The sequence below is a fragment of the Streptomyces sp. NPDC029526 genome (assembly GCF_040637405.1).
Lineage (GTDB): Bacteria > Actinomycetota > Actinomycetes > Streptomycetales > Streptomycetaceae > Streptomyces.
In genome coordinates this window covers 57,535-78,433 of sequence record NZ_JBEZWE010000021.1, presented here as the reverse complement: position 1 = coordinate 78,433, position 20,899 = coordinate 57,535, and the positions used below count along the sequence as shown (strand labels likewise).

20 protein-coding genes and 1 pseudogene are annotated in these 20,899 nt (G+C 72.6%); 8 read left to right on the top strand and 13 right to left on the bottom strand.

The window, feature by feature from the left end; translation table 11 throughout:
• Positions 1-129: 129 nt before the first annotated feature.
• Together AB0F01_RS28360 and mshA are read right to left on the bottom strand one after the other, a co-directional pair.
• Positions 130-654 (bottom strand): YbjN domain-containing protein, encoded by a 525-nt coding sequence (locus tag AB0F01_RS28360; protein ID WP_362101389.1) that lies wholly within the window; start codon positions 652-654, stop codon positions 130-132.
• Positions 647-2,035, bottom strand: coding sequence for a D-inositol-3-phosphate glycosyltransferase (gene mshA / locus AB0F01_RS28355; RefSeq protein WP_362101386.1), 1,389 nt, complete (start codon positions 2,033-2,035; stop codon positions 647-649). The genes AB0F01_RS28360 and mshA overlap by 8 nt, the downstream gene beginning before the upstream one ends.
• Before the next feature lie 435 nt (positions 2,036-2,470).
• On the opposite strand from mshA, the gene AB0F01_RS28350 reads away from it, so the two are divergent.
• From AB0F01_RS28350 to AB0F01_RS28340, 3 genes and pseudogenes are all read left to right on the top strand, one after another.
• The gene (locus AB0F01_RS28350; protein ID WP_362101414.1) at positions 2,471-3,214 is read left to right on the top strand and encodes a class I SAM-dependent methyltransferase; all 744 of its coding nucleotides are present in this window, start codon (positions 2,471-2,473) and stop codon (positions 3,212-3,214) included.
• Positions 3,215-3,594: 380 nt separating this feature from the next.
• Positions 3,595-4,692, top strand: a pseudogene (locus tag AB0F01_RS28345) (NlpC/P60 family protein); the annotation flags it as partial.
• A 786-nt stretch (positions 4,693-5,478) separates the two neighbouring features.
• Positions 5,479-6,879, top strand: coding sequence for a fused response regulator/phosphatase (locus AB0F01_RS28340; RefSeq protein ID WP_362101384.1), 1,401 nt, complete (start codon positions 5,479-5,481; stop codon positions 6,877-6,879).
• Between the two features lie 306 nt (positions 6,880-7,185).
• On the opposite strand, the gene AB0F01_RS28335 is transcribed toward AB0F01_RS28340, so the two are convergent.
• The 5 genes from AB0F01_RS28335 to AB0F01_RS28315 all read right to left on the bottom strand — a co-directional run bounded on the left by AB0F01_RS28335 (position 7,186) and on the right by AB0F01_RS28315 (position 10,596).
• Positions 7,186-7,518, bottom strand: coding sequence for a DUF2516 family protein (locus AB0F01_RS28335; RefSeq protein WP_362101412.1), 333 nt, complete (start codon positions 7,516-7,518; stop codon positions 7,186-7,188).
• A gap of 148 nt (positions 7,519-7,666) precedes the next feature.
• Entirely contained in the window at positions 7,667-8,296 is a 630-nt protein-coding gene (locus tag AB0F01_RS28330) for a hypothetical protein (RefSeq protein ID WP_362101381.1), read from the bottom strand.
• Between the two features lie 78 nt (positions 8,297-8,374).
• Complete coding sequence (locus tag AB0F01_RS28325; protein WP_362101378.1) at positions 8,375-8,989, bottom strand: helix-turn-helix domain-containing protein; 615 nt, start codon at positions 8,987-8,989, stop codon at positions 8,375-8,377.
• A 203-nt stretch (positions 8,990-9,192) separates the two neighbouring features.
• The gene (locus AB0F01_RS28320) at positions 9,193-9,576 is read right to left on the bottom strand and encodes a VOC family protein (protein WP_362101376.1); all 384 of its coding nucleotides are present in this window, start codon (positions 9,574-9,576) and stop codon (positions 9,193-9,195) included.
• 357 nt (positions 9,577-9,933) lie between these two features.
• Entirely contained in the window at positions 9,934-10,596 is a 663-nt protein-coding gene (locus AB0F01_RS28315) for a haloacid dehalogenase-like hydrolase (RefSeq protein ID WP_362101373.1), read from the bottom strand.
• Positions 10,597-10,737: 141 nt separating this feature from the next.
• Here AB0F01_RS28315 and AB0F01_RS28310 point away from each other — a divergent pair, with 141 nt between their 5' ends.
• Both AB0F01_RS28310 and AB0F01_RS28305 read left to right on the top strand, forming a co-directional pair.
• Positions 10,738-11,613: an NAD(P)H-binding protein gene (locus AB0F01_RS28310; RefSeq protein WP_362101370.1), complete on the top strand. Its 876-nt coding sequence runs from the start codon at positions 10,738-10,740 to the stop codon at positions 11,611-11,613.
• On the top strand, positions 11,610-12,119 hold the full coding sequence (locus AB0F01_RS28305; RefSeq protein WP_362101368.1) for an N-acetyltransferase: 510 nt from the start codon (positions 11,610-11,612) through the stop codon (positions 12,117-12,119). Before AB0F01_RS28310 ends, AB0F01_RS28305 begins: the two co-directional genes overlap by 4 nt.
• 28 nt (positions 12,120-12,147) lie before the next feature.
• Here AB0F01_RS28305 and AB0F01_RS28300 read toward each other — a convergent pair whose 3' ends face one another.
• The 3 genes from AB0F01_RS28300 to AB0F01_RS28290 all read right to left on the bottom strand — a co-directional run bounded on the left by AB0F01_RS28300 (position 12,148) and on the right by AB0F01_RS28290 (position 17,039).
• A complete protein-coding gene (locus AB0F01_RS28300) occupies positions 12,148-13,377 on the bottom strand; it encodes an aminotransferase class V-fold PLP-dependent enzyme (protein WP_362101365.1) in 1,230 nt (409 codons plus the stop codon).
• A 393-nt stretch (positions 13,378-13,770) separates the two neighbouring features.
• The gene (locus AB0F01_RS28295) at positions 13,771-15,879 is read right to left on the bottom strand and encodes an aminoglycoside phosphotransferase family protein (protein WP_362101409.1); all 2,109 of its coding nucleotides are present in this window, start codon (positions 15,877-15,879) and stop codon (positions 13,771-13,773) included.
• 251 nt (positions 15,880-16,130) lie between these two features.
• Entirely contained in the window at positions 16,131-17,039 is a 909-nt protein-coding gene (locus tag AB0F01_RS28290; RefSeq protein ID WP_362101362.1) for a winged helix-turn-helix domain-containing protein, read from the bottom strand.
• A gap of 174 nt (positions 17,040-17,213) precedes the next feature.
• On the opposite strand from AB0F01_RS28290, the gene AB0F01_RS28285 reads away from it, so the two are divergent.
• A complete protein-coding gene (locus AB0F01_RS28285; RefSeq protein WP_362101360.1) occupies positions 17,214-17,396 on the top strand; it encodes a hypothetical protein in 183 nt (60 codons plus the stop codon).
• On the opposite strand, the gene AB0F01_RS28280 is transcribed toward AB0F01_RS28285, so the two are convergent.
• The gene (locus AB0F01_RS28280; protein WP_362101357.1) at positions 17,387-18,109 is read right to left on the bottom strand and encodes an HAD-IA family hydrolase; all 723 of its coding nucleotides are present in this window, start codon (positions 18,107-18,109) and stop codon (positions 17,387-17,389) included. The genes AB0F01_RS28285 and AB0F01_RS28280 overlap by 10 nt on opposite strands.
• A gap of 29 nt (positions 18,110-18,138) precedes the next feature.
• Complete coding sequence (locus AB0F01_RS28275) at positions 18,139-19,026, bottom strand: winged helix-turn-helix domain-containing protein (RefSeq protein WP_362101354.1); 888 nt, start codon at positions 19,024-19,026, stop codon at positions 18,139-18,141.
• 135 nt (positions 19,027-19,161) lie between these two features.
• Between AB0F01_RS28275 and AB0F01_RS28270 the strand changes: the two genes are divergently transcribed.
• Complete coding sequence (locus AB0F01_RS28270; protein ID WP_362101353.1) at positions 19,162-19,350, top strand: hypothetical protein; 189 nt, start codon at positions 19,162-19,164, stop codon at positions 19,348-19,350.
• Positions 19,351-19,548: 198 nt separating this feature from the next.
• Here AB0F01_RS28270 and AB0F01_RS28265 read toward each other — a convergent pair whose 3' ends face one another.
• Positions 19,549-20,457, bottom strand: a complete 909-nt coding sequence (locus AB0F01_RS28265) for a winged helix-turn-helix domain-containing protein (protein WP_362101350.1) — start codon at positions 20,455-20,457, stop codon at positions 19,549-19,551.
• 178 nt (positions 20,458-20,635) lie between these two features.
• On the opposite strand from AB0F01_RS28265, the gene AB0F01_RS28260 reads away from it, so the two are divergent.
• Positions 20,636-20,821, top strand: a complete 186-nt coding sequence (locus AB0F01_RS28260; RefSeq protein ID WP_362101347.1) for a hypothetical protein — start codon at positions 20,636-20,638, stop codon at positions 20,819-20,821.
• Positions 20,822-20,899 lie beyond the last annotated feature (78 nt).

The window sequence follows — 20,899 nt, the reverse complement described above, 5'->3', positions numbered from 1 at the left end:
CCGAGAGCGACTCGGACAGGCGGCCCGGCGCTCGGCTCCGGCGGCCTGGTCCGGCCTGGCTCGGCGCTCGGCCCGGCGCTCGGCCCGGCGCTCAGTCGCCGGCCAGTTCTGTCCTGTCGGCCGACGCCGTCAGTCGTCGTCGCCCGAGGGCCGTTGCAGGAGGTGGGTGAACGCGTCCAGATTGCGGGTCGACTCCCCGCGGGACACCCGCCAGGCGTACTCCTTGCGGATCGCGGAGGCGAAGCCCAGTTCCAGCAGGGTGTTGAAGCTGCCGTCGGCCGCCTCCAGGACCTGGCCGAGCAGGCGGTCCAGTTCCTCCGGCGTGACGGCGGGCAGCGGGAGGCGCCCGGTGACGTAGATGTCGCCCAGCGGGTCGACGGCGTAACTCACCCCGTACAGCTTGAGGTTGCGTTCCAGGAGCCAGCGGTGGACCCCTGCCTCGTTCTCGTCGGGGTGGCGGATGACGAAGGCGTTGAGGGAGAGCGTGTGACGGCCCGCGATCAGGGACAGCGTGGTCGACAGCTTGCGGGTGCCGGGAAGCTTCACGACGTACGTGCCGGACGCGGGGCTCTCCCATTCGAGCTCGGCGTCCTTCAGCACGTCCTCGATGACCCGGGACGCCCTCTGCTGCTCTGCTTCCGCGTGATCAGCCATGCAGCGAGCGTACGTGACGGCGGTGCGCCTGCGTCGCCGCCGCGTACACGTCGGCGGTGGCGGCGGCCGCGGTGTCCCAGCCGAACGACTGGGCGTGCCGGGCGGCTGCCGCGCCCATCCGGTCGGCCAGGTGCGGGTCGTCGGCGAAGTCGCTCAGGACGCGGGCGTAGGCGGCGGGGTCGTGCCCCTGCACGAGCACACCCGTCTCCCCGTCGCGCACCGCCACGGGGAGACCGCCGACCGCGGCGGCCAGCACCGGCGTGCCGGCCGCCTGCGCCTCTATGGCGACCAGGCCGAACGACTCGCTGTAGGACGGCATGACCAGCACGCTCGCGGCCCGGAACCAGTCCGCGAGCTGCTCCTGCGCGACCGGCGGACAGAACCGCACGACGTCGGCGATGCCCAGGCGCGCGGCCAGCTTCTGCAACCCCTCCGGCTTGGCGAGTCCGCTGCCGCTCGGCCCGCCCACCACCGGGACGCAGATCCGGGAGCGCAGCTCGGGACGCTCGCCGAGGAGGACGGCGACCGCCCGGAGCAGGATGTCGGGCGCCTTCAGGGGCTGGATGCGGCCCGCGAAGAGCGGGATCAGGGCGTCCTGCGGCAGCCCGAGCCGGGCCCGGGCGGCGGCGCGAGCGGACGACGTCCCCACCCCCTCCACCACGCGGGGCTCGGCGTGACCCTTGGGGAACGGACGGAAGCGGTCCAGGTTGACGCCGGGGTGGACGACGGCGACCTTGCCGGGGTCGGCCGCGTAGTGCCGGACCAGTTCGTCGGCCTCCTCGGCGGTGTTGGCGATCAGCCGGTCGGCGGCCTCGACGATCTGGGTCTCGCCGATGACCCGGGCCGGCGGTTCGGGGGTGTCGCCGTCGGCGAGGTTGGCGTTCTTGACCTTGGCCATGGTGTGCATGGCGTGTACCAGGGGCACGCCCCAGCGCTGGGCGGCGAGCCAGCCGACGTGGCCGGAGAGCCAGTAGTGCGAGTGGACGAGGTCGTAGTAGCCGGGGCGGTGACCCGCCCACGCCTGCATCACGCCGTGCGTGAAAGCGCACAGCTGGGCGGGCAGCTCCTCCTTGGCCAGGCCCTCGTAGGGGCCCGCGTCGACGTGCCGGACGAGGACGCCGGGGGCCAGCTCGACGGTGGGCGGGAGGGCGGCGGTGGTCGCGCGGGTGAAGATCTCGACCTCGATGTTGATCGCGGCGAGGCGCTGCGCCAGTTCGACGATGTACACGTTCATGCCGCCGGCGTCACCGGTGCCCGGCTGGTGCAGCGGTGAGGTGTGCACGGAGAGCATCGCCACCCGACGGGGCTGCCTGCGGTGCAGCCGCAACCGCGCGGGCACGGCCGCGGAACGCCGACCGAGCCTGCCGATGTACTGGCTCACGTGGCGGTCCTCCTCGGGCTGCGGGCATGGCGGGCACGGGTCGTACGACCCTCCGGGACTGGAACACCGGAGGGGACCGTCCCATTTCCGGGTGACCTCGCCGGGAGCGGTCTTTGCCGAATCATTACCGTTTGTCGCTCAACCGTTCGAGGCGGGGAGGCGTGGGACGGGTGCGGCAGGGGTGGCGGGGGTGGCAGGGGTGGCGGGGGTGGCAGGGGTGGCACGAGCGGCAGGATGACGGGGACGGAAGGTGTCGGGTTCACGGAGCCGTCGGCACGAGCCCGTCCGCACGGAGCCGTCGGCTGCCCGCCTACCCTCGTAGGCATGACCACCCGCGCCGCCTCCCCGCCCCACGCTCGGCCCCGCCCGAGCCGGGGAGCGCCCGTCGTCGGCACGGTGACGCGCGGCACCACCAACCCGAACCGGCTGCGCCGCATGGACCGCTGGATCGCCGCCACCCACGGCGCCGCCCTGCGCCGCGCCGCCCAACCCGTCGCCGTCGACCTCGGCTACGGGGCGGCCCCCTGGACCGCCGTGGAGCTCCTGCACCGTCTGCGCACCGTGGCCCCCCGCACCCGCGTCACCGGCATCGAGATCGAACCGGCCCGCGTAGCCGCCGCCCTGCCCTACCGACAGGAGGGGCTGGACTTCCGGCACGGCGGCTTCGAACTGCCGGTCCCCGGCCACCCCGTGCTGGTCCGGGCGGCGAACGTCCTGCGCCAGTACGACGAGGGCGAGGTCGCCGACGTGTGGCGGCGCCTGTGCTCACGGCTCGCCCCGGCCGACCCGGCGATTGGCTCACCCGGCGGGCTGCTCGTCGAGGGCACCTGCGACGAGATCGGACGCCGTCACGTCTGGGTCGCCCTCGGCCCCGAAGGGCCTCGCACGGTCACCTTCGCGACCCGGCTCGGCTCCCTGGAGCGCCCGTCCGACCTGGCGGAACGCCTGCCGAAGGCCCTCATCCACCGCAATGTGCCCGGCGAACCCGTGCACGCCTTCCTGCGTGACTTCGACCGCGCCTGGGCCGCCGCCGCGCCCTACGCCTCCTACGGCGCCCGCCAGCGCTGGATCCGGACGGTGCGGGACCTCACCGCGGACTGGCCGGTGACGGACGGGCCCACGCGCTGGCGGCAGGGCGAGGTCACCGTGCGCTGGGATGCCCTGGCACCTCGGGGGTGACGGCAGCGGGGGTGACGGGGCCGTGACGAGGCGACCGAAGCCGGTTTCCACGACGGGATGACCGCAACGCCGGGAGACACCGACGCCGACGCCGCCCGGGTCGAGCAACCGGGCAGGAAAAGCGGGAGCAGGCACCCCGGGAACGATCGACGTGAGCCGTTCGTCACATCGAGGGGTGAACCGGCATGCCCGGCCGGGCGGGGCGGAAAGCACTCGGGGGGCGGCCCGCGGTGAGGGACCGGCGAGGTTCGAAGGCCGGGCTCACTCGCCACGGAGCACCCCTGTTGCTCAGCGGGCCGACGTGGCAACATCCCCCCGACGACCGCACGTTACCGACGGTTAACAAGTTGGGGGAGTGAGACATGGGCGCGGTGCCTGGCATGCGTTCGGGGACGGGCAAACAGGGGCTGATCACCGTGGCCGTGGCAGTGGTCTGCGCGGTCACCGTGCTCGCCGCACCCGGCACCGCGTACGCCGACCCCGCACCCGCCCCCACGCCCGCACCCGGCGCGAGCGCGAGCGCCACGACTCCCCTCCCGCCCGCCTCCAACGCCGAACTCGAAGCCGTCCGGAAGAAGCTGGACAAGCTGTACCGCGCGGCGGCCGTCGCCACCGACGAGTACAACGCCGCCGAGGAGAAGACGCAGGACCAGTCGGCGCAGATCGTCCAGTTGGCGAAGAAGATCGTCAAGGGCCGGGAGAAGCTGGACGAGTTGAAGCAACGCGCGGGTGCCGCCGCGGCGGCCCAGTACCGCGGCGGCGGACTCCCGCCCGAGGCGCACCTGATGCTGAGCGACGACCCTCAGGAGTTCCTCGAGGGCGCCGGCCGGGTCCGTCAGGGCCAGCACGCGACGAAGGGTCTGCTGGGCGAGATGACCCGCACCCAGGCCGACTTGAAGCAGTACGCCCGTGACGCCGACGCCCAGTGGCGCAAGCTGGAGGCGGGCCGCAAGGCCAAGGCCGCCGCCCAGCGGAAGATCGAGAAGCAGATCGCGGCGGCCGAGAAGCTGGAGTCGGAGCTGAAGGCGGAGGAGAAGGAGCGGCTGGCCGGACTGGAACGGCAGGCCGAACAGCAGGCGCAGGCCGCCTGGCTGGGCTCCGGCATCCTCGACGACATCACCGGGGAGGCGACGGCCCAGGGCAGGAAGGCCGTCGCGTACGCCACCGCCCAGATCGGCAAGCCGTACGTCTGGGGTGCCGAGGGCCCGACGGCGTTCGACTGCTCCGGCCTCACGTCCCAGGCGTGGGCCGCGGCCGGGCGGGCCATACCGCGCACCTCGCAGGCCCAGTGGAAGCAGCTCACGCGCGTGGCCGTGAAGGACATGCGGCCCGGCGACCTCATCATCTACTTCGGTGACGCCAGCCACGTCGGCATGTACGTCGGCGACGGAACCATGGTGCACGCACCCCGGCCCGGCCGGTCGGTGACGCTCGCGGGCGCGGGTTCGATGCCGATCCTCGGCGTGGTACGCCCGGACCCGGGCACGAAGACGCCGGCCTCGGAGAAGCAGTCCGGGAAGACCGGGAAGACGCCCGACAGGGCCGCGGACAGGACCGCTGACAAGAGGACCGGGGCCGGGACCCAGGGCTCGTCCCGGGCCGAGGCGGGGAGCGACCCGAAGAAGACGACGAACCAGGAGCAGGGCGAGCAGAAGGCGAAGGAGGCGACGAAGGAGGCGAAGGCGAGGGACAAGAAGAACAAGAAGGAGGACACGAGCCGCACCGGGACGGAGTCGGCGACGGCCTCGGCAACGGCGATGGCAACGGCGGGAACGAAGGCGAAGGCCGGGTCGGACGAGAGCTGAAGCCGAGCCGTACTCCCCCACTCCCACGCACACCGCCGGCCATCAGGAAGAAGAAGCATCCAGACCGCCCGTCGGCGAACGGGCCCGGCCCGCCTCGGCCGACGGAACGTACCCCCACAAACCGACTCACCGCCCCACCCCGCACCCGCCCGCACCAACACCACGGTGACGCACGCCATGTGACTCAGCGCACGCCGAACAGACCGTCTCCCACCCGCTGACGTGACGTTCGTCATCCCCGCAGCACGCGCGAGCTGTCCAACTGCGGGCGAAAACGCGGCATATGACACTGGCTCTTGGCCGAACCTCGTGCGCCACACCATTCCGCTGCGGCGCCGCCACCCGCTATCGTCCCCGTTCGAAGGGGCTGCCCCTGCCCGCACGGAACCGTGCGCCGGGGTGGGCCGAGAAGCCCGGCCCCGCACCATGCCCTCGGGGGGAGGGAAGGAACCCGGAACAATGCCCGCACCCGTACCGCGGCAGAGAGCGATCCCGGCCGCGGAAAGTGGTCAGGCGCCCGCCGCACCAGTGAACAGCGGCCCCACCCAGGACTCCTCGGAGTACCGGACCACGGGCCCGCGCACGGCGGACCGGTCCGCGACCACCGCGGAGCAGTCCGCGTCCGTGCCCGGTCGGCCGACCGAGGTCACCGCCCCCGCGCACCAGAACCAGAACCACAACCAGCACCAGAACCTGACGCTGCTGCTGATCGAGGACGACCCGGCGGGCTCGGCGATCGTGCCGGACCTGCTCGACCAGGCCGGCAAGCCGATCCGCGTACGCACCGCCCGCAACCTCACCGAGGCCGAGCGGCTGCTGACCGACGACGTGCACTGCATCCTGCTGGACCTGGCGCTGCCCGCGCCGGGCCGGGTGGGCGACGCCGACGACGAGCTGGCGGTCCTCAAGTACGTCCTGGAGCTCGCGCCCCGGCACGCCGTGCTCGCGCTGACCGCGTCCGGCGACGCCGAGCGCGGCGCGGAGGCGGTACGCGTCGGCGCCCAGGACTACCTCTTCCGCGACGAGCTGGACGGCAGGCTGCTGAGCCGCGCGATCCGCTACGCGGTGGAGCGCAAGCGCTCCGACTCCGCCGAGCGACGACTCGCCGAGGGCAGGCTGCGGGCCCAGGAGAACGCCCGGCTGGAGCGCGGCCTGCTGCCGACCCCGCTGCTGGACGGCTCGCCGCTGCACTTCGCCGCCCGCTACCGCCCCGGCCGCTCGCGCGCCCTGCTCGGCGGCGACTTCTACGACGTCGTCCGCACCCCCGACGGCACCGTGCACGCCATGATCGGGGACGTCTGCGGCCACGGCCCGGACGAGGCCGCGCTCGGCGTCGAGCTGCGCATCGCCTGGCGGGCCCTCACGCTGGCCGGGCTGTGCGGGGACGAGCTGCTGGGGACGCTCCAACAGGTACTGGAGCACGAACGCGCCGACGACGAGATCTTCGCGACCCTCTGCACGGTCGACATCGCGCCGGACGGCCGCCGGGCGGGCCTGTGCCTCGCCGGGCACCCGTCGCCCCTGCTCCTCCGACCCGGCTCCCCCGCACGGCTGCTGCCCTTCGACAACAACGGCCCGGCCCTCGGCCTGCTGCCCGGCGCCCGCTGGCCGCGGACCCAGGTGGAGCTGGGCGGGGAGTGGAGCCTGATGCTCTACACCGACGGCCTGATCGAGGGCCGCGTCGGCGAGGGCGGGGAACGGCTCGGTCAGGACGGCATGGTCGAGATGGTCCGCCGCCAGCTCTCCGAGGGCCTCCGCGGCGAGGAACTGCTGCGGGCGGCGGTCAACGAGGTGCGGGACCTCAACGGCGGCGACCTGACGGACGACGTCGCCGTCCTGCTCCTGGACCGCACCCGCTGACGACCGCCGCCACCTGCGGCCCCGCGCCCGACACCGGCCCGGCCTGTTCGGCCGACGTACCACGAGGATCCCGGCAGCCGGTTGATGGCTGCCGGCTATCGGCTGCCACCTGGCGCCTGCTGGCAACCCGGTGTCGGCAATCGGCATCAGCGCAATCGGGATTACCGGCCGCAATGGTCCGGGGTCCATGATCCGGGGCCCATGGACGGGGGTCACGGCCGCCGAGGGCCGAAGTGACCGGCCGCCGTGGGCCGAAGTGACCGGCCGCCGTGGGCCGAGGTGACCGGCCACCGTAGGCCGTCGGGATCACCGGCCGCCGTTGTACGGACCGTAGGGTCCGTCGCTGCTCGATCCCCCGTACTTGCGGCCACCGCCGGACAGACCGCGCAGGGCGGGCCGCACGTCGACCATGTACACGATGGTCGCGATGAGACCGATGATCGGCAGCAGCGACAGGATGTTGAAGATCAGGTTCACCACGAAGGCGAGGCCCAGGATGATCAGCCAGAACGGCTTGGTCTTCTTGTCCGCGGCGCGGTAGGCGTCCTCACGGCGCACGGCGGCGTCGATCAGCGCGAAGCCGCTGAACACGATCAGGGCCATGCTCAGCAGCCACATGAACCCCGCGAAGCCCTGCATCAGCACTACGTCCACCACCCGACTCGGCTCGTCCTTACGCGGTCACCGTACCCGCAACCGCCGGCCGGCTATCCGGAGAACGGGCCGGACACCGCAAAGGTGCCCGGCCCGCCGGACCGACGGTGCGGTCGGCCGTGCGGCCGTCCGCTCACTTGGCGGGCGGAGTCGTCCGCTTCGCCGTGCTCTTGCGGGCCGGGGCCTTCTTCGCGGCGGCCTTCTTCTCCGCGGAGGCAGCGGCGGAGGCGGGGGTCGCCACCGGCGTCTCGGCCGGGGCGGCGGTGGGCTTGTCGTCCTTGACCTCGACCGGCGTGGGCTTCGGCTCGGCCTTCGGCTCCACGGCGACCGCGATGTCCTCGATCGTCTCGGCGGTGTCGCCGCGCCAGGTCTTCACGGCCTGCTCGCCGTGCTCGGCGACCTTCTCGTAGGTCTCCCGGGCCTTGACCGCGTACTCGGCGGCCACGCCCACCCCGCGCAGCGCGAGGTCCTGGGCGTTCTCACCCAGCTTCTTCAGGTCGGTGTCGAGCGAACCGAAGAACTCGTTGACCTTGGCCTGGAGGCTCTCCTGGGTCTCCTTGACCCGGTGGCCGGCCTTCTCCTGCACGGCCTTGGGGTCGGTGTTGCGCACGGCCTCGAACCGCGCGGGCGCCTCAGCGCGCAGCTGCTCCACCAGGGCGGGCACCTTCCGGGCCTGCTGCAGCGCCAGGTCGGCGGTGCCGGCGGCGAAGTAGAGCGGGGTCGGGTTGCTGAGGGACTTGCGCAGGTCGTCGGTGATGGCCATGGTGAGGGTCCTCCCGGATGTCGTTGTCGGCTGAGGGTTGGTGTGGTCCGCGGCGGACGGCCGGTGCCCTGGTCCGGCTCAGCCGGCCGTCTGCCGCGGACCGCTGTCACTGCCGCCGGCCTTGCGGGGCCGGCGTTCGGCGGAGGTACCGCCCTTTCCGGTGGAGCCGCGACGCGCGGCGGACTTCCCGCCGTCGGCCGCACGGCTCCGACGTATCGACTCGGCACCGCCGTCGGTCCCGCCGGTGGCCTCGGCCCCGTCGGTCTCGTCGGCGTCCACGGCGACCCGGCTCCCGGGCCCGTCGGCACCGGTCACCCCTGTCGCCTCGCCGTCCTCGGCGCCCCCAAACCCGTTCTCCTTGCGGAAGGAGTCGTAGATCTGGAGCAGCACCTGCTTCTGGCGCTCGGTGAGCGTGGGATCGGCGAGCAGCACCGCCCGCGTCTCCACCTCGTCCCGGTCCCGCTCGGCGTCGAGGATCCCGGCCCGCACGTACAACGTCTCGGCGGAGATCCGCAGCGCCTTCGCGACCTGCTGCAACACCTCCGCGCTCGGCTTGCGCAGCCCGCGCTCGATCTGGCTGAGGTACGGATTGGACACCCCGGCGGCATCCGCGAGCTGCCGCAGCGACAACTGCGCACTGCGGCGCTGCTCCCGCAGGTACTCACCGAGATTGCCGACGTTGAGCGATGCCATGCCCCCACTGTCGCGCACAGCGCTAACTATTGCAAGCAAGCCGCTTGCAGAAGTGTGCCGCCTCACGCACGGCCGACGACGGCTGGACGTGACCGGTTGTCCGGCACCGGCCGGGACTGATCCGGAAGTCCTCCACTCCCCCGACGGCCCAGCAGGTCGACGCCCGACAGCCGGCCAGGTCGACGCCCCGGACAACCCGGCGATCAGCTCGTGACGGTCGTGACGATGCAGAAGGGATGCCCCGCCGGATCGGTGAGGACCCGCGCCCTGTCCCCATGCGGCTGGTGATCCGGCTTGCCCGCACCCAGCTCCAGCAGCCGGGTCTCGGCCTCGTCCAGACTCTCCGCGACCTCGAAGCAGAGGTGAAGCTGCTGGGGGACGATCTGACCAGGCCACATCGGGGGCCGGTAGTCCTCGACCCGCTGGAAGCCGATGAGGAGTCCGTCCTCATCACCGTTGAGCCCGGCGAACTCCGCGTCGGACTTCGGGTGTGGTTCCAGGCCGGTGGCCTGCTGATAGAACGCCGCCAGAGCCGGCGGATCAGGGCAATCGAGCGTTATCGCGACCAATTCCATCCGCGAGGACATGCGACCTCCGAGCCGATCAGTGGAATCCCGTGCACGCCATGGGGTGGTTGCCGGATGAGCGGACCGGGGGCGCGCTCGTTCCACTCCACCGCAAGCACAGCAGGTCAGGGCCGCGCCATGCCAACGGTCGTCCGAAACAGGACAGGAGAGGGGAGGGGTCACGGCTGGATCCGAACGCACGAGGCGTACCCGGCCGGCCGTCGTGTTCCTCGCCCAGCCCCAACGCCGCCCCGTGTGGCCGCCCGAGGGAAACGTCCCCGGAGCACCATCAGGTGACGCCTGGACGAGCGGGAGCCGACCGTCGGCCGTCGGTCATCGGCTGTCGGCTGTCAGCCCTCGGCCGTCGGCCGTCGGCCGTCAACGAGTGGCTGTGACCAGGCGGCTCAATACGGGAAGCACGCCTCGCAGGTCGTCGTTGTCCACCGCGACGGTCGCCGCTCTGCGCGCTCCGGCCGAGGCGTTGAACGCCACGCTCAATCCGACGGACGCGAACAGGGGAAGGTCGGATCGGCTGTCTCCGACCGCCCCGCACGATCGGGGAGGCAGCCCCAGCTCACGCGCCTGTGCGAGGGCGACATCCGGTTTGTCGTACTCGTCGAAGTGACGGGCGACCCGCCCCGTGAACCGGCCGCCGACGGTCTCCAGTTCAGGGCCGCTGAACGCATAGAAGCCGAAGCGGTCGGTCAGGTAGCGGCCCACAGGCGACCAGGCGAGGGTCGCCAGCACGGGCACCAACCCGTTGTGCCGACACCAGGCCACGGTCTCCGCGATGCCCGAGACCAGGGGAAGTCCGTCGAGCCAGCCGGAGACCTGGTCCTCGTGCGCCCCCCTCCAGCCCTCGGCATCCAGCTCGGAGACCTGCCGGTTGTCCACGTCACCGGCGGCGTAGGCGTCCTCCGCCTCGGCCAACTCCTCCCGGTGGCCGAGGAAGCCGGCTAGGTGGACCGAGGAACTCGTGCCGGGGACGAGCGTGCCGTCGACATCGAAGAACACGGCGCCCGCGGGATCGGATGAGACCACCGGCCAAGGATGTCACCACCCCGCGGAACGGCGGATCGTTGGTGTCGGCCCGCCTGTGCGGCAGCATGATGTCCCGTGCCTCCCGGCGCCCGGCTCTCTACCGTGGGGCACGGACGATGACGCCGGGCCAGGGGGAACACGATGCGGATCGCGGTGACGGGAGCGGCGGGCGGACTGGGTGGGCGGGTGGTGGGGTTGCTCGCGGAACGGGGGGACGTGGACGTCGTGGCGATGACCCGGCGGAGCCTTCCCACGGGCGCGTTTCCCGCGCAGGTGGCGGTCGCCGTCGCCGACTACGCCGATCCGCCCGCTCTGCGTGCGGCACTGAAGGGCGTGGACACGCTGGTCCTCGTCTCCAGTGACGGACCCGACGCGCGGATGCTGATGCACCACCGCAACCTGGTCGCCGCCGCCACGGCCGAGGGGGTCGGCCATGTCGCCGCGCTGAGCAGCGTCGACGCCGACACCTCGTCCCCGTTCTGCTACGCCGTGGTCAACGGCCTCACCGAAGAACTGCTCCTGGCCTCCGGCGTCCCCTGCTCGTTCGCCCGGGCCTCGCTGTACATGGAGTTCTTCGCGACCTGGCTCACCGAGGCGCGCGTGAGCGGCCGGTTGAGGATCCCGGCGGCGGACGGCCGGATCTCCCTGGTGGCACGCGACGACGTGGCCCGCGCCCTCGCCGCACTCGCCGTGGGTGAGCCGACCGGCGGCCACCACGACATCACGGGACCCGCGTCGATGGGCGTGGCGGACATCGCCTCGGTGGCTGCGGAGGTGTGGGGGAGACCGGTCGTCTTCGAGGACATCCCGGCGGACACGTACGCCGCCGAGACCGCGGCGACCGGTCTGGACCCCTGGTGGGTCTACGCCTTCGCGTCCCTGTTCGCCTCGGTACGCGAGCAACGCTGGGACCGGGTCGGGAACGACTACACCCGGTTGACCGGCCGCTCCCCCGTCGCACTGCGCGACACCCTGTCACGGCCCGGAACGGACCACGAGGGAGACACAGAACCATGACCCGCTGGACCGCCCGCCCCGAGACCGCCGACGACGCAGGCGCCGTCCGCGCGATCCTGCTCGCGGCCTTTCCCACCGCCGCCGAGGCCGGCATCGTCGACGCCCTGCGTGCCGACCCGGAGGCGTGGATCGACGGACTGTCGATGGTCACCACGGCCCCCGACGGCACCCCGGTCGGATACGCGCTGCTCAGCCGGTGCCACGTCGACGGCCACCCTGCCCTCGCCCTGGCGCCCTGCGCGGTACTGCCCTCCGCCCAGCGCACCGGTGCGGGCTCCGCCGCGATCCGAGCCGCCCTGGACGCCGCCCGGGCCAGGGGCGAGCACCTCGTCCTCGTCCTCGGTCACGCCGACTACTATCCGCGCTTCGGCTTCGTCCCGGCCTCCCGCTTCGGCGTCCGGGCACCGTTCGACGTGCCCGACGAGGCCATGATGGCCCTGGCCCTCGACGACAGCCGTCCCGTGCCGTCCGGCACCATCCGGTACCCCGCCGCGTTCGGCGTCTGACCGTCCCTGTGGTGCACCGCCCCCGCGGCTACCGTGCGGGCCCCGTGGCCCAGTCGCCGAGCACCGGGACGCAGCGCTCGGCGAAGTGCTCGTAGTCCGCGGCGGTGTTGTAGACGTGGGCGGACAGCCGCAGGTAGCCGAGCCCGGCGAAGCTGGTGAAGGCGGCCTCCACGCCCACCTCGCGGGCCATGCGGTCGCGCAGCGCGTCGGCCGCGATCCGGGTGTGGGCGAGCCCCTCCGGCAGCCGCACCAGCCGCATTCCGGGCACGGGCATGCCCACGTCCACGGGGCCGCCGTCGGTGCCGGTCAGGTCGGCGAGGGCGGCGGCGATGACGCGTGCGCCGTAGTCGGCCAGGTCGTCCATGTAGCGGCGGGCCGCGGGCCAGCCCCAGGTGGAGCCGATGAGGTCCAGCGCGGTCGCGGCGGCCAGGTAGCCGGTGGCGTCCACCGTGCCCTGCTGGTCGAAGCGGTCGGGATACGGGTCGCCGGCGCCCCAGGAGTCGATGAGCGGGTACAGCTCGTCCCGCAGCGGCCCGCGTGCCACCAGCGCCGCCGTACCGCGCGGCGCGCAGCCCCACTTGTGGAGGTTGCCGACCCAGAAGTCGTACGGCTCGCCCTCCAGCGGCGCGGCGATCAGGCCCGGCGCGTGCGCCCCGTCGACCAGCAGCGGCACACCGCGCCGTCGGGTCTCCGCGGCGATCCGCTCCACGGGCAGCCGGCGCGCGGTCGCGGAGGTGATGTGGTCGACGACGACGAGGTCGGTGGCCTCGGTCAGCTCGGCGGTCACGGCCTCGCACGCCCGGTCCGCGTCCACGTCGAGCGGCACCCGGGCGGTGCGGACCCGGCCGCCCCAGCGGCGGGCCAGGCGCTCGGCACCCATCGTGACGGCACCGTAGCCGTGGTCGGTGACGACGATCTCGCCGCCGCGGCGACGCTCCAGGGCGGCGAAGACGACGCTCGCCCCGGCGCTGGCGTTCGGCACCAGGGCCAGGTCGTCCGGGGCCGCCCCCAGGAAGGCGGCGAGCTCGGCGCGGGCCGCCGCGAGCCGCCGCGGCAGCGCCGGGAACCACACCACCGGTGCGCTCTCCATCTCCGCGCGCAGCCGCTGCTGCCGCTCCTGCGCCGCCCGCGGCACGGCCCCGAAGGAACCGTGGTTGAGATGGAGCAGGGCCGGATCCAACGACCAGGCGTCGGCCGCCGGGCGGCCGTCGGCCAGCAGCAGCGGGCGCGGTGCGGTGGTGACCTCGGTCTCGCTCACCTGACTCCCTCCGGGGCCCCGGGCACCCCCGGAACCACCCTTCGATGACCCACGACGGGCCCGGGCGACCTCGGGACCATCCTCCGACGACTTCCTCCGGACCCCGGACGCCCCCCTGGAACGGCCCCCGACGGCGGCACCCTCAGCGGGCCCGACATCGTCATCGATCCGACATCGACATCGGCCCGACACCGTCATCGGTCCGACACTGTCATCAGCCCGACACCGCGGCAGGCCCGACATCGTCATCGGGCCGTCGCCGGGCCGGCCGCCGCCGTCGGCACATCCGATGAGTGAGGATGGTGCATGCGGCGGCCCGCGATCAATCGTCCTCGTCCCCGGCAGGCCCGCCGCGCACGCCCCGCCGCACCCTCCCGTCTGCCGCGCCCCGGCTCACGCCAAGGCACGGGCGAGGAAGGGGTTGGCGGTGCAGCGGACCGGCAGGCCCAGGGCTCCGGTGGCGACGGCCAGGGTGACCGGGTAGGAGTCCACGGCTCGGCGGACGTGGGGTGCACCGAGGCCGCTTCCGGTGACGATCCGGTCGAGGTCGACGTAGGCGGAGCGGACGGCCTCCAGCCGGCGGTAGACCCGCCAGTCCTCGCGCCAGCCACGGGTGTGCTCGGGCGGGAGCCTCTGTTCCCAGCGCCGGAAGAGGCGGTCCCGCAGCTCCGGACTGGTGGGCGTCAGGTGCATGTGCCGGACCAGGTCGTGGAGCGGGTCCCCGATCAGGGCCATCTCCCAGTCGATCAGGGCCAGGCCGCCCGAGCCGGCCTGCCGGACCAGGTTCCACGGGTGGAGGTCGCCGTGCAGCAGGGCCGGCTCCCGGTGGCCGACCTCGTCCCGCGACAACAGGTGGCCGAGCCGCGGGGCGTCCGGGAGTCCCAGCTGCCGTGCCAGTTGCCGCGTCCTGCGCGGCAGCTCACCGACCAGGCGCACCACCTCGTCCGTGAGCCACCGGTGGAAGCCGACCTCGGCCGCCGCGGGGTCGAGGTGCTCGTGGTCCACCCGGGTCAGGGCGCACAGTTGGTCCACCAGGGAGTCCGCTTCCCGTGGCGACAGACCGTCCACGGGATGCTGCGGGGGGCGGTCGAGGTCCCGGGGGCCCAGGTAGGTGTGGAGGGCGAAGCGGTCGTTCGGGGGCGTCTCGCCGAGCGCCAGCGCCCTGGGGGCCGTCACGTCGACCCCTGCCTCCTCGATGCGGCGCAGCACCGCGTGTTCGCTCAGGAAGCGCGGCTTGCGGGTGCAGGCTCCGGGGAGTCTGCGCCGTACGACGACGGGATGGTCGAAGCCCGGCATCCGCACCACGGTGGTGAGGTGCGCCGTGCCCTCGAAGACCCGTCCGGCGGGGGCGTCCTTCTCTTCGGCGAGTGCGCCGAGCACGGCCGCCGCGTCGATGTCACGGGGCAGGGGCAGCCGCCGGTCCGGCTCCCAGCCGAAGACCGCGGCTCGGGGCTCGCCGCGCCGCACCCGCCGCGCGGTCAGCCATCGGAACAGGGCGCCCTCGATGCCCCGTGCCCCCGGCACGCTCCGCAGGTGCAGGGGCTGCGCGGCGGTCTCCAGCGCACGGCCCACCTCCGCGGTCGCCTCGTCCAGTCCCTTCTGCGAGAACCCCTGTTCCAGGGACTGCGCGGCCCGCATGACGTCCGGGAAGACGGACTGGGCGCGCTCGAAGGCCACGTAGGGGGAGAGGTCCTTGCCCAGTCCGTCGACGCCTGCGGGGCGCAGGGCGCCCATGGCCTCCTGCCATGCCTCGACCACCTCGTCCCACTGGTGTGCCGGGTACCGCATCCGCACCAGGTGGGTCGCGAGGTCGTGGAGGGGGTCGCCGTAGGTCGCCAGTTCCCAGTCCACGCAGATGAGCGGAAGGGTTCCGCCGTAGGTGACGATGAGGTTGTCGCGGTGCAGATCGGCGTGCAGGAGGCTGTACGGCCTGGGGGCCATGGCGGGCACCCGGTCGGCGAACCGGGCCAGCGCGTCCTCCTCGATGCCCAGGGCGGTGAACAGTGCGCCGAACACGGCCCGGTTGGGCCGGCGGATCTGCCGGTCGGCCAGGTGGGCCAGCGTCCGCAGGAACTGCCGGCTGTCGGTGTCGCCGCGGGGCCAGCAGTCCGGCAGTGGCGGGAGGGCGCCGCGCCGCACCTGCGTCATGCGCGCCAGCAGCTCGGCCAGTGCTCTGACCAGCAGCGTGTCCACCGGCTTGCCGTTCCCGCAGACGCTCGACAGCGGGACGCCCTCGACGTAGCTGTGGACGGCGAACCCCGGCCCCTTGGCGAGGCACTGCGGCACGTGGGGCAGGACGCCTCCGACCGCGCCGAGGATCGCGTCCTCGTCGTCCCAGGTCCGGATCACCACGGGCAGCGCCTCGGCTCTGCGGATCCGCACCGTCACGGAGCTCCCCGGCTCCCGGCCGAGCAGTCTCGCCTCGGGCTCGCCGAGCGGCGTCACGTAGTTGCGGTTGTGGTGACCGCTGCTGGCCGTGCCGTGGCGGGTGGCGTACGCCACGAAGTCCCGCAGCCGGTCCTCGCGGGTGAGCGGCCCAGCAGGCAGGGGCCGGGAAACAGGTGGTGCGCCCACTGGCCGCTCCGGATGTACGAGAGGAGTCACAACGAAAGGTAGGCACGCGGCCCCCGGTCCCGCGCGCGGGCGGCGTTCCGTGTCGCGGCGGACGGGGGGTCACCCGTGTGTCCGGGACGGCCGAGCCCGTCGGAGGGGTCGTGGTTCTCCCCTGGTACGGACGGAGGGCGAGCGCCTGCTCAATCGGTGGCCGGAATGCTACCGGACGCGGGTCGGTGCGACAGGTGCCTCCAGACCGAGTCGAACCAGGCCTGCATGCTGTGCACGAACACGGATTCCGAGGCCGCCGACGCGTTCGGGGCCGCCACGTGATGGGTCAGCGTGGCGCCGAGTCCGAGCACGTCCAGCGCCGTGACCACTTCGCCCCCGTCGAGCTCGATGGGCCGCTCGATGATGTCGTACATGCCGTGCAGGGCTTCGACCCCGTTGAGCAGGTACAGCTTGAACGCCGGGGTGAGCGGGGTGTGCCGGATGTCCACCTGGACCTCGGCGACCAGCTCCTCCGTCCTCAGGTCCCTCAGGGACCTCACCAGCGACTCGGTGTGCGAGTCGGTGATGGCGCGCAGGCGTTCCCGCAGGCGGGGGTCGTCGCGGTCGTCCCTGTTCCGCGGGTACGGCAGGTCCAGGGACGGATCCGGCAGGAGCATCCGCAGCGCGATGGACTCGGGCGCGATCTCCTTCTCGCGGATCCGTTCGGACTGCAGCCGGATGTGCGCGTCCAGCGATTCGGACGTCAGGGTGAACACGTCCAGGGTGACCTCCGGACGCTCGAAGGCCTCACTGATCAGCGGAGCCAGCGCCACCCGTCCGGGCGAGCGGCCCGCCCGGGCCGCCGACGACTCGATGCGCTGGGTCTTGATGACCTTGGAGCCGCTGCCCTGCCGGGTGGAGATCCAGCCCTCGCTGGTCAGTTCGCGCACCACCCGGCGGACGGTGTCCCGGGAGACGTCCAGTTCCTCCGCCAGTTCCCGCTGCGGCGGCAGGAAGGTGTTCACGGGGTAGGTCTCGTCGAGCATGCGGGAGCGCAGGGTCTTCAGAACCCTTCCGAACTCCCTGCCGCCCCCGTCACCGGTGTGCTCGTCGTCCACACGGCGACCGTACCGCCGCCGACGCCCGGTCAAACCACTTTCCGTCAACTTGGACTGGCCTGCGGCCTGCCGTTAAGGGATCTCTCCCTCAGGGGACAACCACTATGAGGCAAGCAGTCCAATTGGACGGGTGAGGGCACCGCCGCCACCCGGTGAGGGACGCGGGTGGGGGACATGCTTCTTTTTCACGCGACGTGTGCGGCCCTGGAGTTCTCGGTGGGGCTGCTGGCGGAGAGCAGACTCGGTCTCGTCGGTCTGGTGCTGGTGTGCGTGGGGGCGGTCGCCGTCCGGGCGCGCCACGACGGGTACGCGGTGGGCGCGGCGGTGGTGTTCACCTACCTGCTGCTTCAGGCCTGAGGGGGCCTGAGCACCTCCAGCACCTTCTCCAGCGAGTCCACGACGACCCGGGCGCCGGCCTCGCGCAGGGCGGCGTGCTTGGCCTCGTTGCGCGCGTAGCCGAGGAACGGCACCGCCGCCGCGCGGGCCGCGGACAGATCGGACGGGGTGTCACCGACCATCAGGGCGGTGGCGGGGTCGGCGCCCAGCGCGCTCAGCGCACGGTCGATGCAGTGCGGATCGGGCTTGAGCCGGTGCAGTTCCCGGGTCCTGCCGTAGATGTGAGGGGCGAAGCAGTGCGCGAGCCGACGCGACGTCAGGTAGTCACGCGCCACGCGCGGGGAGTTGTTGGTGGTGATGGCCAGTCGGGCCCCCATCGCCGTCCAGGTGCGGATCAGCGGGTCGGCGTACGGCGTCGGCAGGGCCGTGGACACGGCGCGCAGTTCTTCCTGGGTGAGGCGTTCCTCGAGTTCCACGACCAGGTCGCTGCCGGGCCGCCTGCCGTCCACGGCGCGCACCATCACGTGCGGGTCGAGCGATGCGCGCTCCGTCGCCGTGAGCAGGTTCTGCAGGCCCCGGGCGTCCAGCCATGACGCCAGGTCGCCCGCCACCCGCTCCGCGGGATGGCCGGCGAACAGGCGGCAGACCGGCCCGTCGAAGTCCCACAGCACGACGCGGGCAGAGGCGACCAGGTCCCGCAGGGCGTCCCGTTCTCTTCCGGTCTCGGCTGTCACCGCATCAGTCTGCGTCGTATCAGGAGTCACTAGGAGAGTGTCAGGTCGGTCGTGATGGTTTCCCAGAGGGCGTCGAACCACTTCTGCGATTCCTCCACGAACGCCGTGTCCCGCCGGCCGGCCCGGCGGTCGAAGCAGAACAGGAGGGACTGGGAGCCGAGGGCGTCGTACATGTCGAGCACCTGCTCGTCCCACTCCTCCTCGCGCCGTTCCAGCCGGTAGTAGCCGTAGAGCGCCTCGGCGCCGTTGAGCAGGTAGAGCTTCATCGGCGGGGTGAACGGCAGGGCGCGGAAGCGGACGTGGACGTCGATGCCGTGGGTGGCGCGGACCGCCTGGAGGTTGTGGCGCAGCACCTGGGCCTGGGCGTTTCGCATGGACAGCCACCGGTCGTGGACGGGGTCGCCGGCCTCGTCGCCGGCGCCCTCCTCGACCAGCACCGGGAACGCCAGATTGATCTTGCGGGAGGGCAGCAGGATGCGGAGCTCGACGGACTGGGGACGGAGGGCGTCCTCGTGGATCATCCGCAGGGGCTCGCCGACGGCCACCATCAGGGTCTCGGACGTGTGGCAGACGACGTCGATGCGGACGTGCTCGGCGCGGAAGGCCTCCGTGAGGCGGGGCGCCAGGGCGACCATCGTCGGCCGGGGCTCCTCCGGGGCCGCCGCCGGTTCGGCCACCGTGGGCGGCGCGCCCTTGGTGACGTTGGTGAGCAGACCGGCGTCCTGGAGGGTGCGCAGGGCCTGGCGGACGGTGCCGCGCTCCACGCCGAACTCGTCGGCCAGCTCGGCCTGGGTGGGCAGGCGGTCGCCCGCTTTGAGGTCACCGCTGCGGATGCGCCCGCGCAGCGTCTCGGCGATCTCCTGGGCGGAGAGCTTGCTGCTGCCGTTCACGGCCACGTTCTCCTGGGTCACGACCAAACGCTACAACTTTGATCCATCTTTGGGGAGTTGCCGGGGAGTTGTTTATCGATATCCGCCAAGTGGGCACAACTTCCCTAGAGTTGGCAGCCAACTCGGTCGAGTTGGCACTCACACCATTCACCGGGGGTCGCCGTGCATGTCCTCGCTCTCCTCTCCGCCGTCTTCGTGGTCACCTTCGAGCAGCTCGTCGAGTGGAGGTACGGCCCGGCCGGCCTGCTCGGTCTGCTGCTGCTCGCCATCGGCATCAAGGCCGAGCGCCCGTCCGTCAGCTCCGCCGGGGCGGTCCTGCTCGCCCTGCTGGTCGCGCGGCCCGCCCTCTGAGGTACGGTCCTACGCCCTCCAGGGGCCCTGGTGCACCTCGGCTCGCCCGGTGCCCCCGTTCCGCGCCTGCCCGGACCGTCCGGCGAGGACCGGCCCCTTCGCCCCCACCCGTCCCGGACCCCGCCCGGCCCCCGGACCTCGCACGCCCCCCAGCCCCGCACGGCCCCCGCACGGCTCCGCCTCCACCCGTGGGAGACGTCAGCTCGTGAGCTCCAGCTCCGAACTGATCGTCTCCCACAACGCGTTGAACCACAGGTGGGACTGCTCGACGAAGGTGGTGTCCCGCTGGTCCGCGCCCTGCGCGAAGGAGAACAGCATGGACCGGATGCCCTGGGCGTCGTACGTCTGAAGGCTCTCGTGGTCGATGCGCGTCTCGTGGCGGGACAGGGTGTAGTAGGCGAACAACGCCTCCGTCCCGTTGAGCAGGTACAGCTTCACCGGCGGCGTGAACGGCAGGGCCCGGAAGGCGACCCGCACGTCGATCCCGTGCGTGGCGCGCAGGGCGAGCAGGTTATGCCGCAGCACCTGGCCCTGGGCGTTGCGCATGGCCAGCCAGCGGTCGTGCACGGGGGCGGCGTCGCCGTGCCGCTCGACAGGCACCGGGAAGGCCAGGTCGATGCTCCGGCTGGGCAGCAGGACGCGGACGTCGACCTTGGCCGGTTTCTGCCGTCCGGCGTGGATGCGGCGCAGCGGTTCACCGATGGCCAGGGTCAGCGAGACCGCGGTCAGGCAGACGGCGTCGATCTCCACGTGCTCCGCCTCGAAGGCCGCCGTGACGCGGGAGGCCAGGGCGACGGTGGTGGGCTGGGGCGGTGCCGCCGGGCCGGCGGCGGCCGGAGCGGGGGGAGCGGCGGCGACGGTCGCCGGGGCGCCCTTGGAGACGTTGGCGAGCAGCTGCTCGGACTGCAGGATCCGCAGCGCACGGCGCACCACGCTCCGTTCCACCCCGAACTCGTCGGCCAGCCGGGCCTGGGTGGGCATGCGGTCGCCCGGTCGCAGCGCTCCGGCCCTGATCCGGGCGCGCAACACGTCGGCCACCTCACGGGGAGTGGGCCGTGGCCGCTGTGACCTCGCCCGTCGGGGGACGGAGCCGTGTTCCGGGTCCACGAACCGACCCTACAACTTCGCGCCATCTTCGGGGAGTTGCCGGACGGGTGGTTATGAGCCGAGTCCAAGTGGAGATAACTCAGGAGAAGTTGGTAACCAACTTGAACAACATGGTTGACGCAATGGAGGGTTGGCCACCAGGGTGACGGTTGGGGACCACGACGTGAGGGGGACCGTCATGCCGCTCGTCGCCATCGTCCTCGCCGCCCTGGCCGTGGGGCTCGAACAGATCCTGCAATGGCGGTTCGGCACGATGGGCATCATCGCCTTCGTCGCCCTCACCGTCGGCATCAAGGCGAGGAACGGCCTGATCAGCGGCATCGGCGCGGTCGTCCTCGTGCTGCTGCTCGCCCAGCCCGGCTGAGCGGGCACTCCACCGGCCGTGGAGCGGGCTCCCCTCCGGAGGGGAGCCGGGAGCCCGTCGAACGGCACCGGTCGCGCC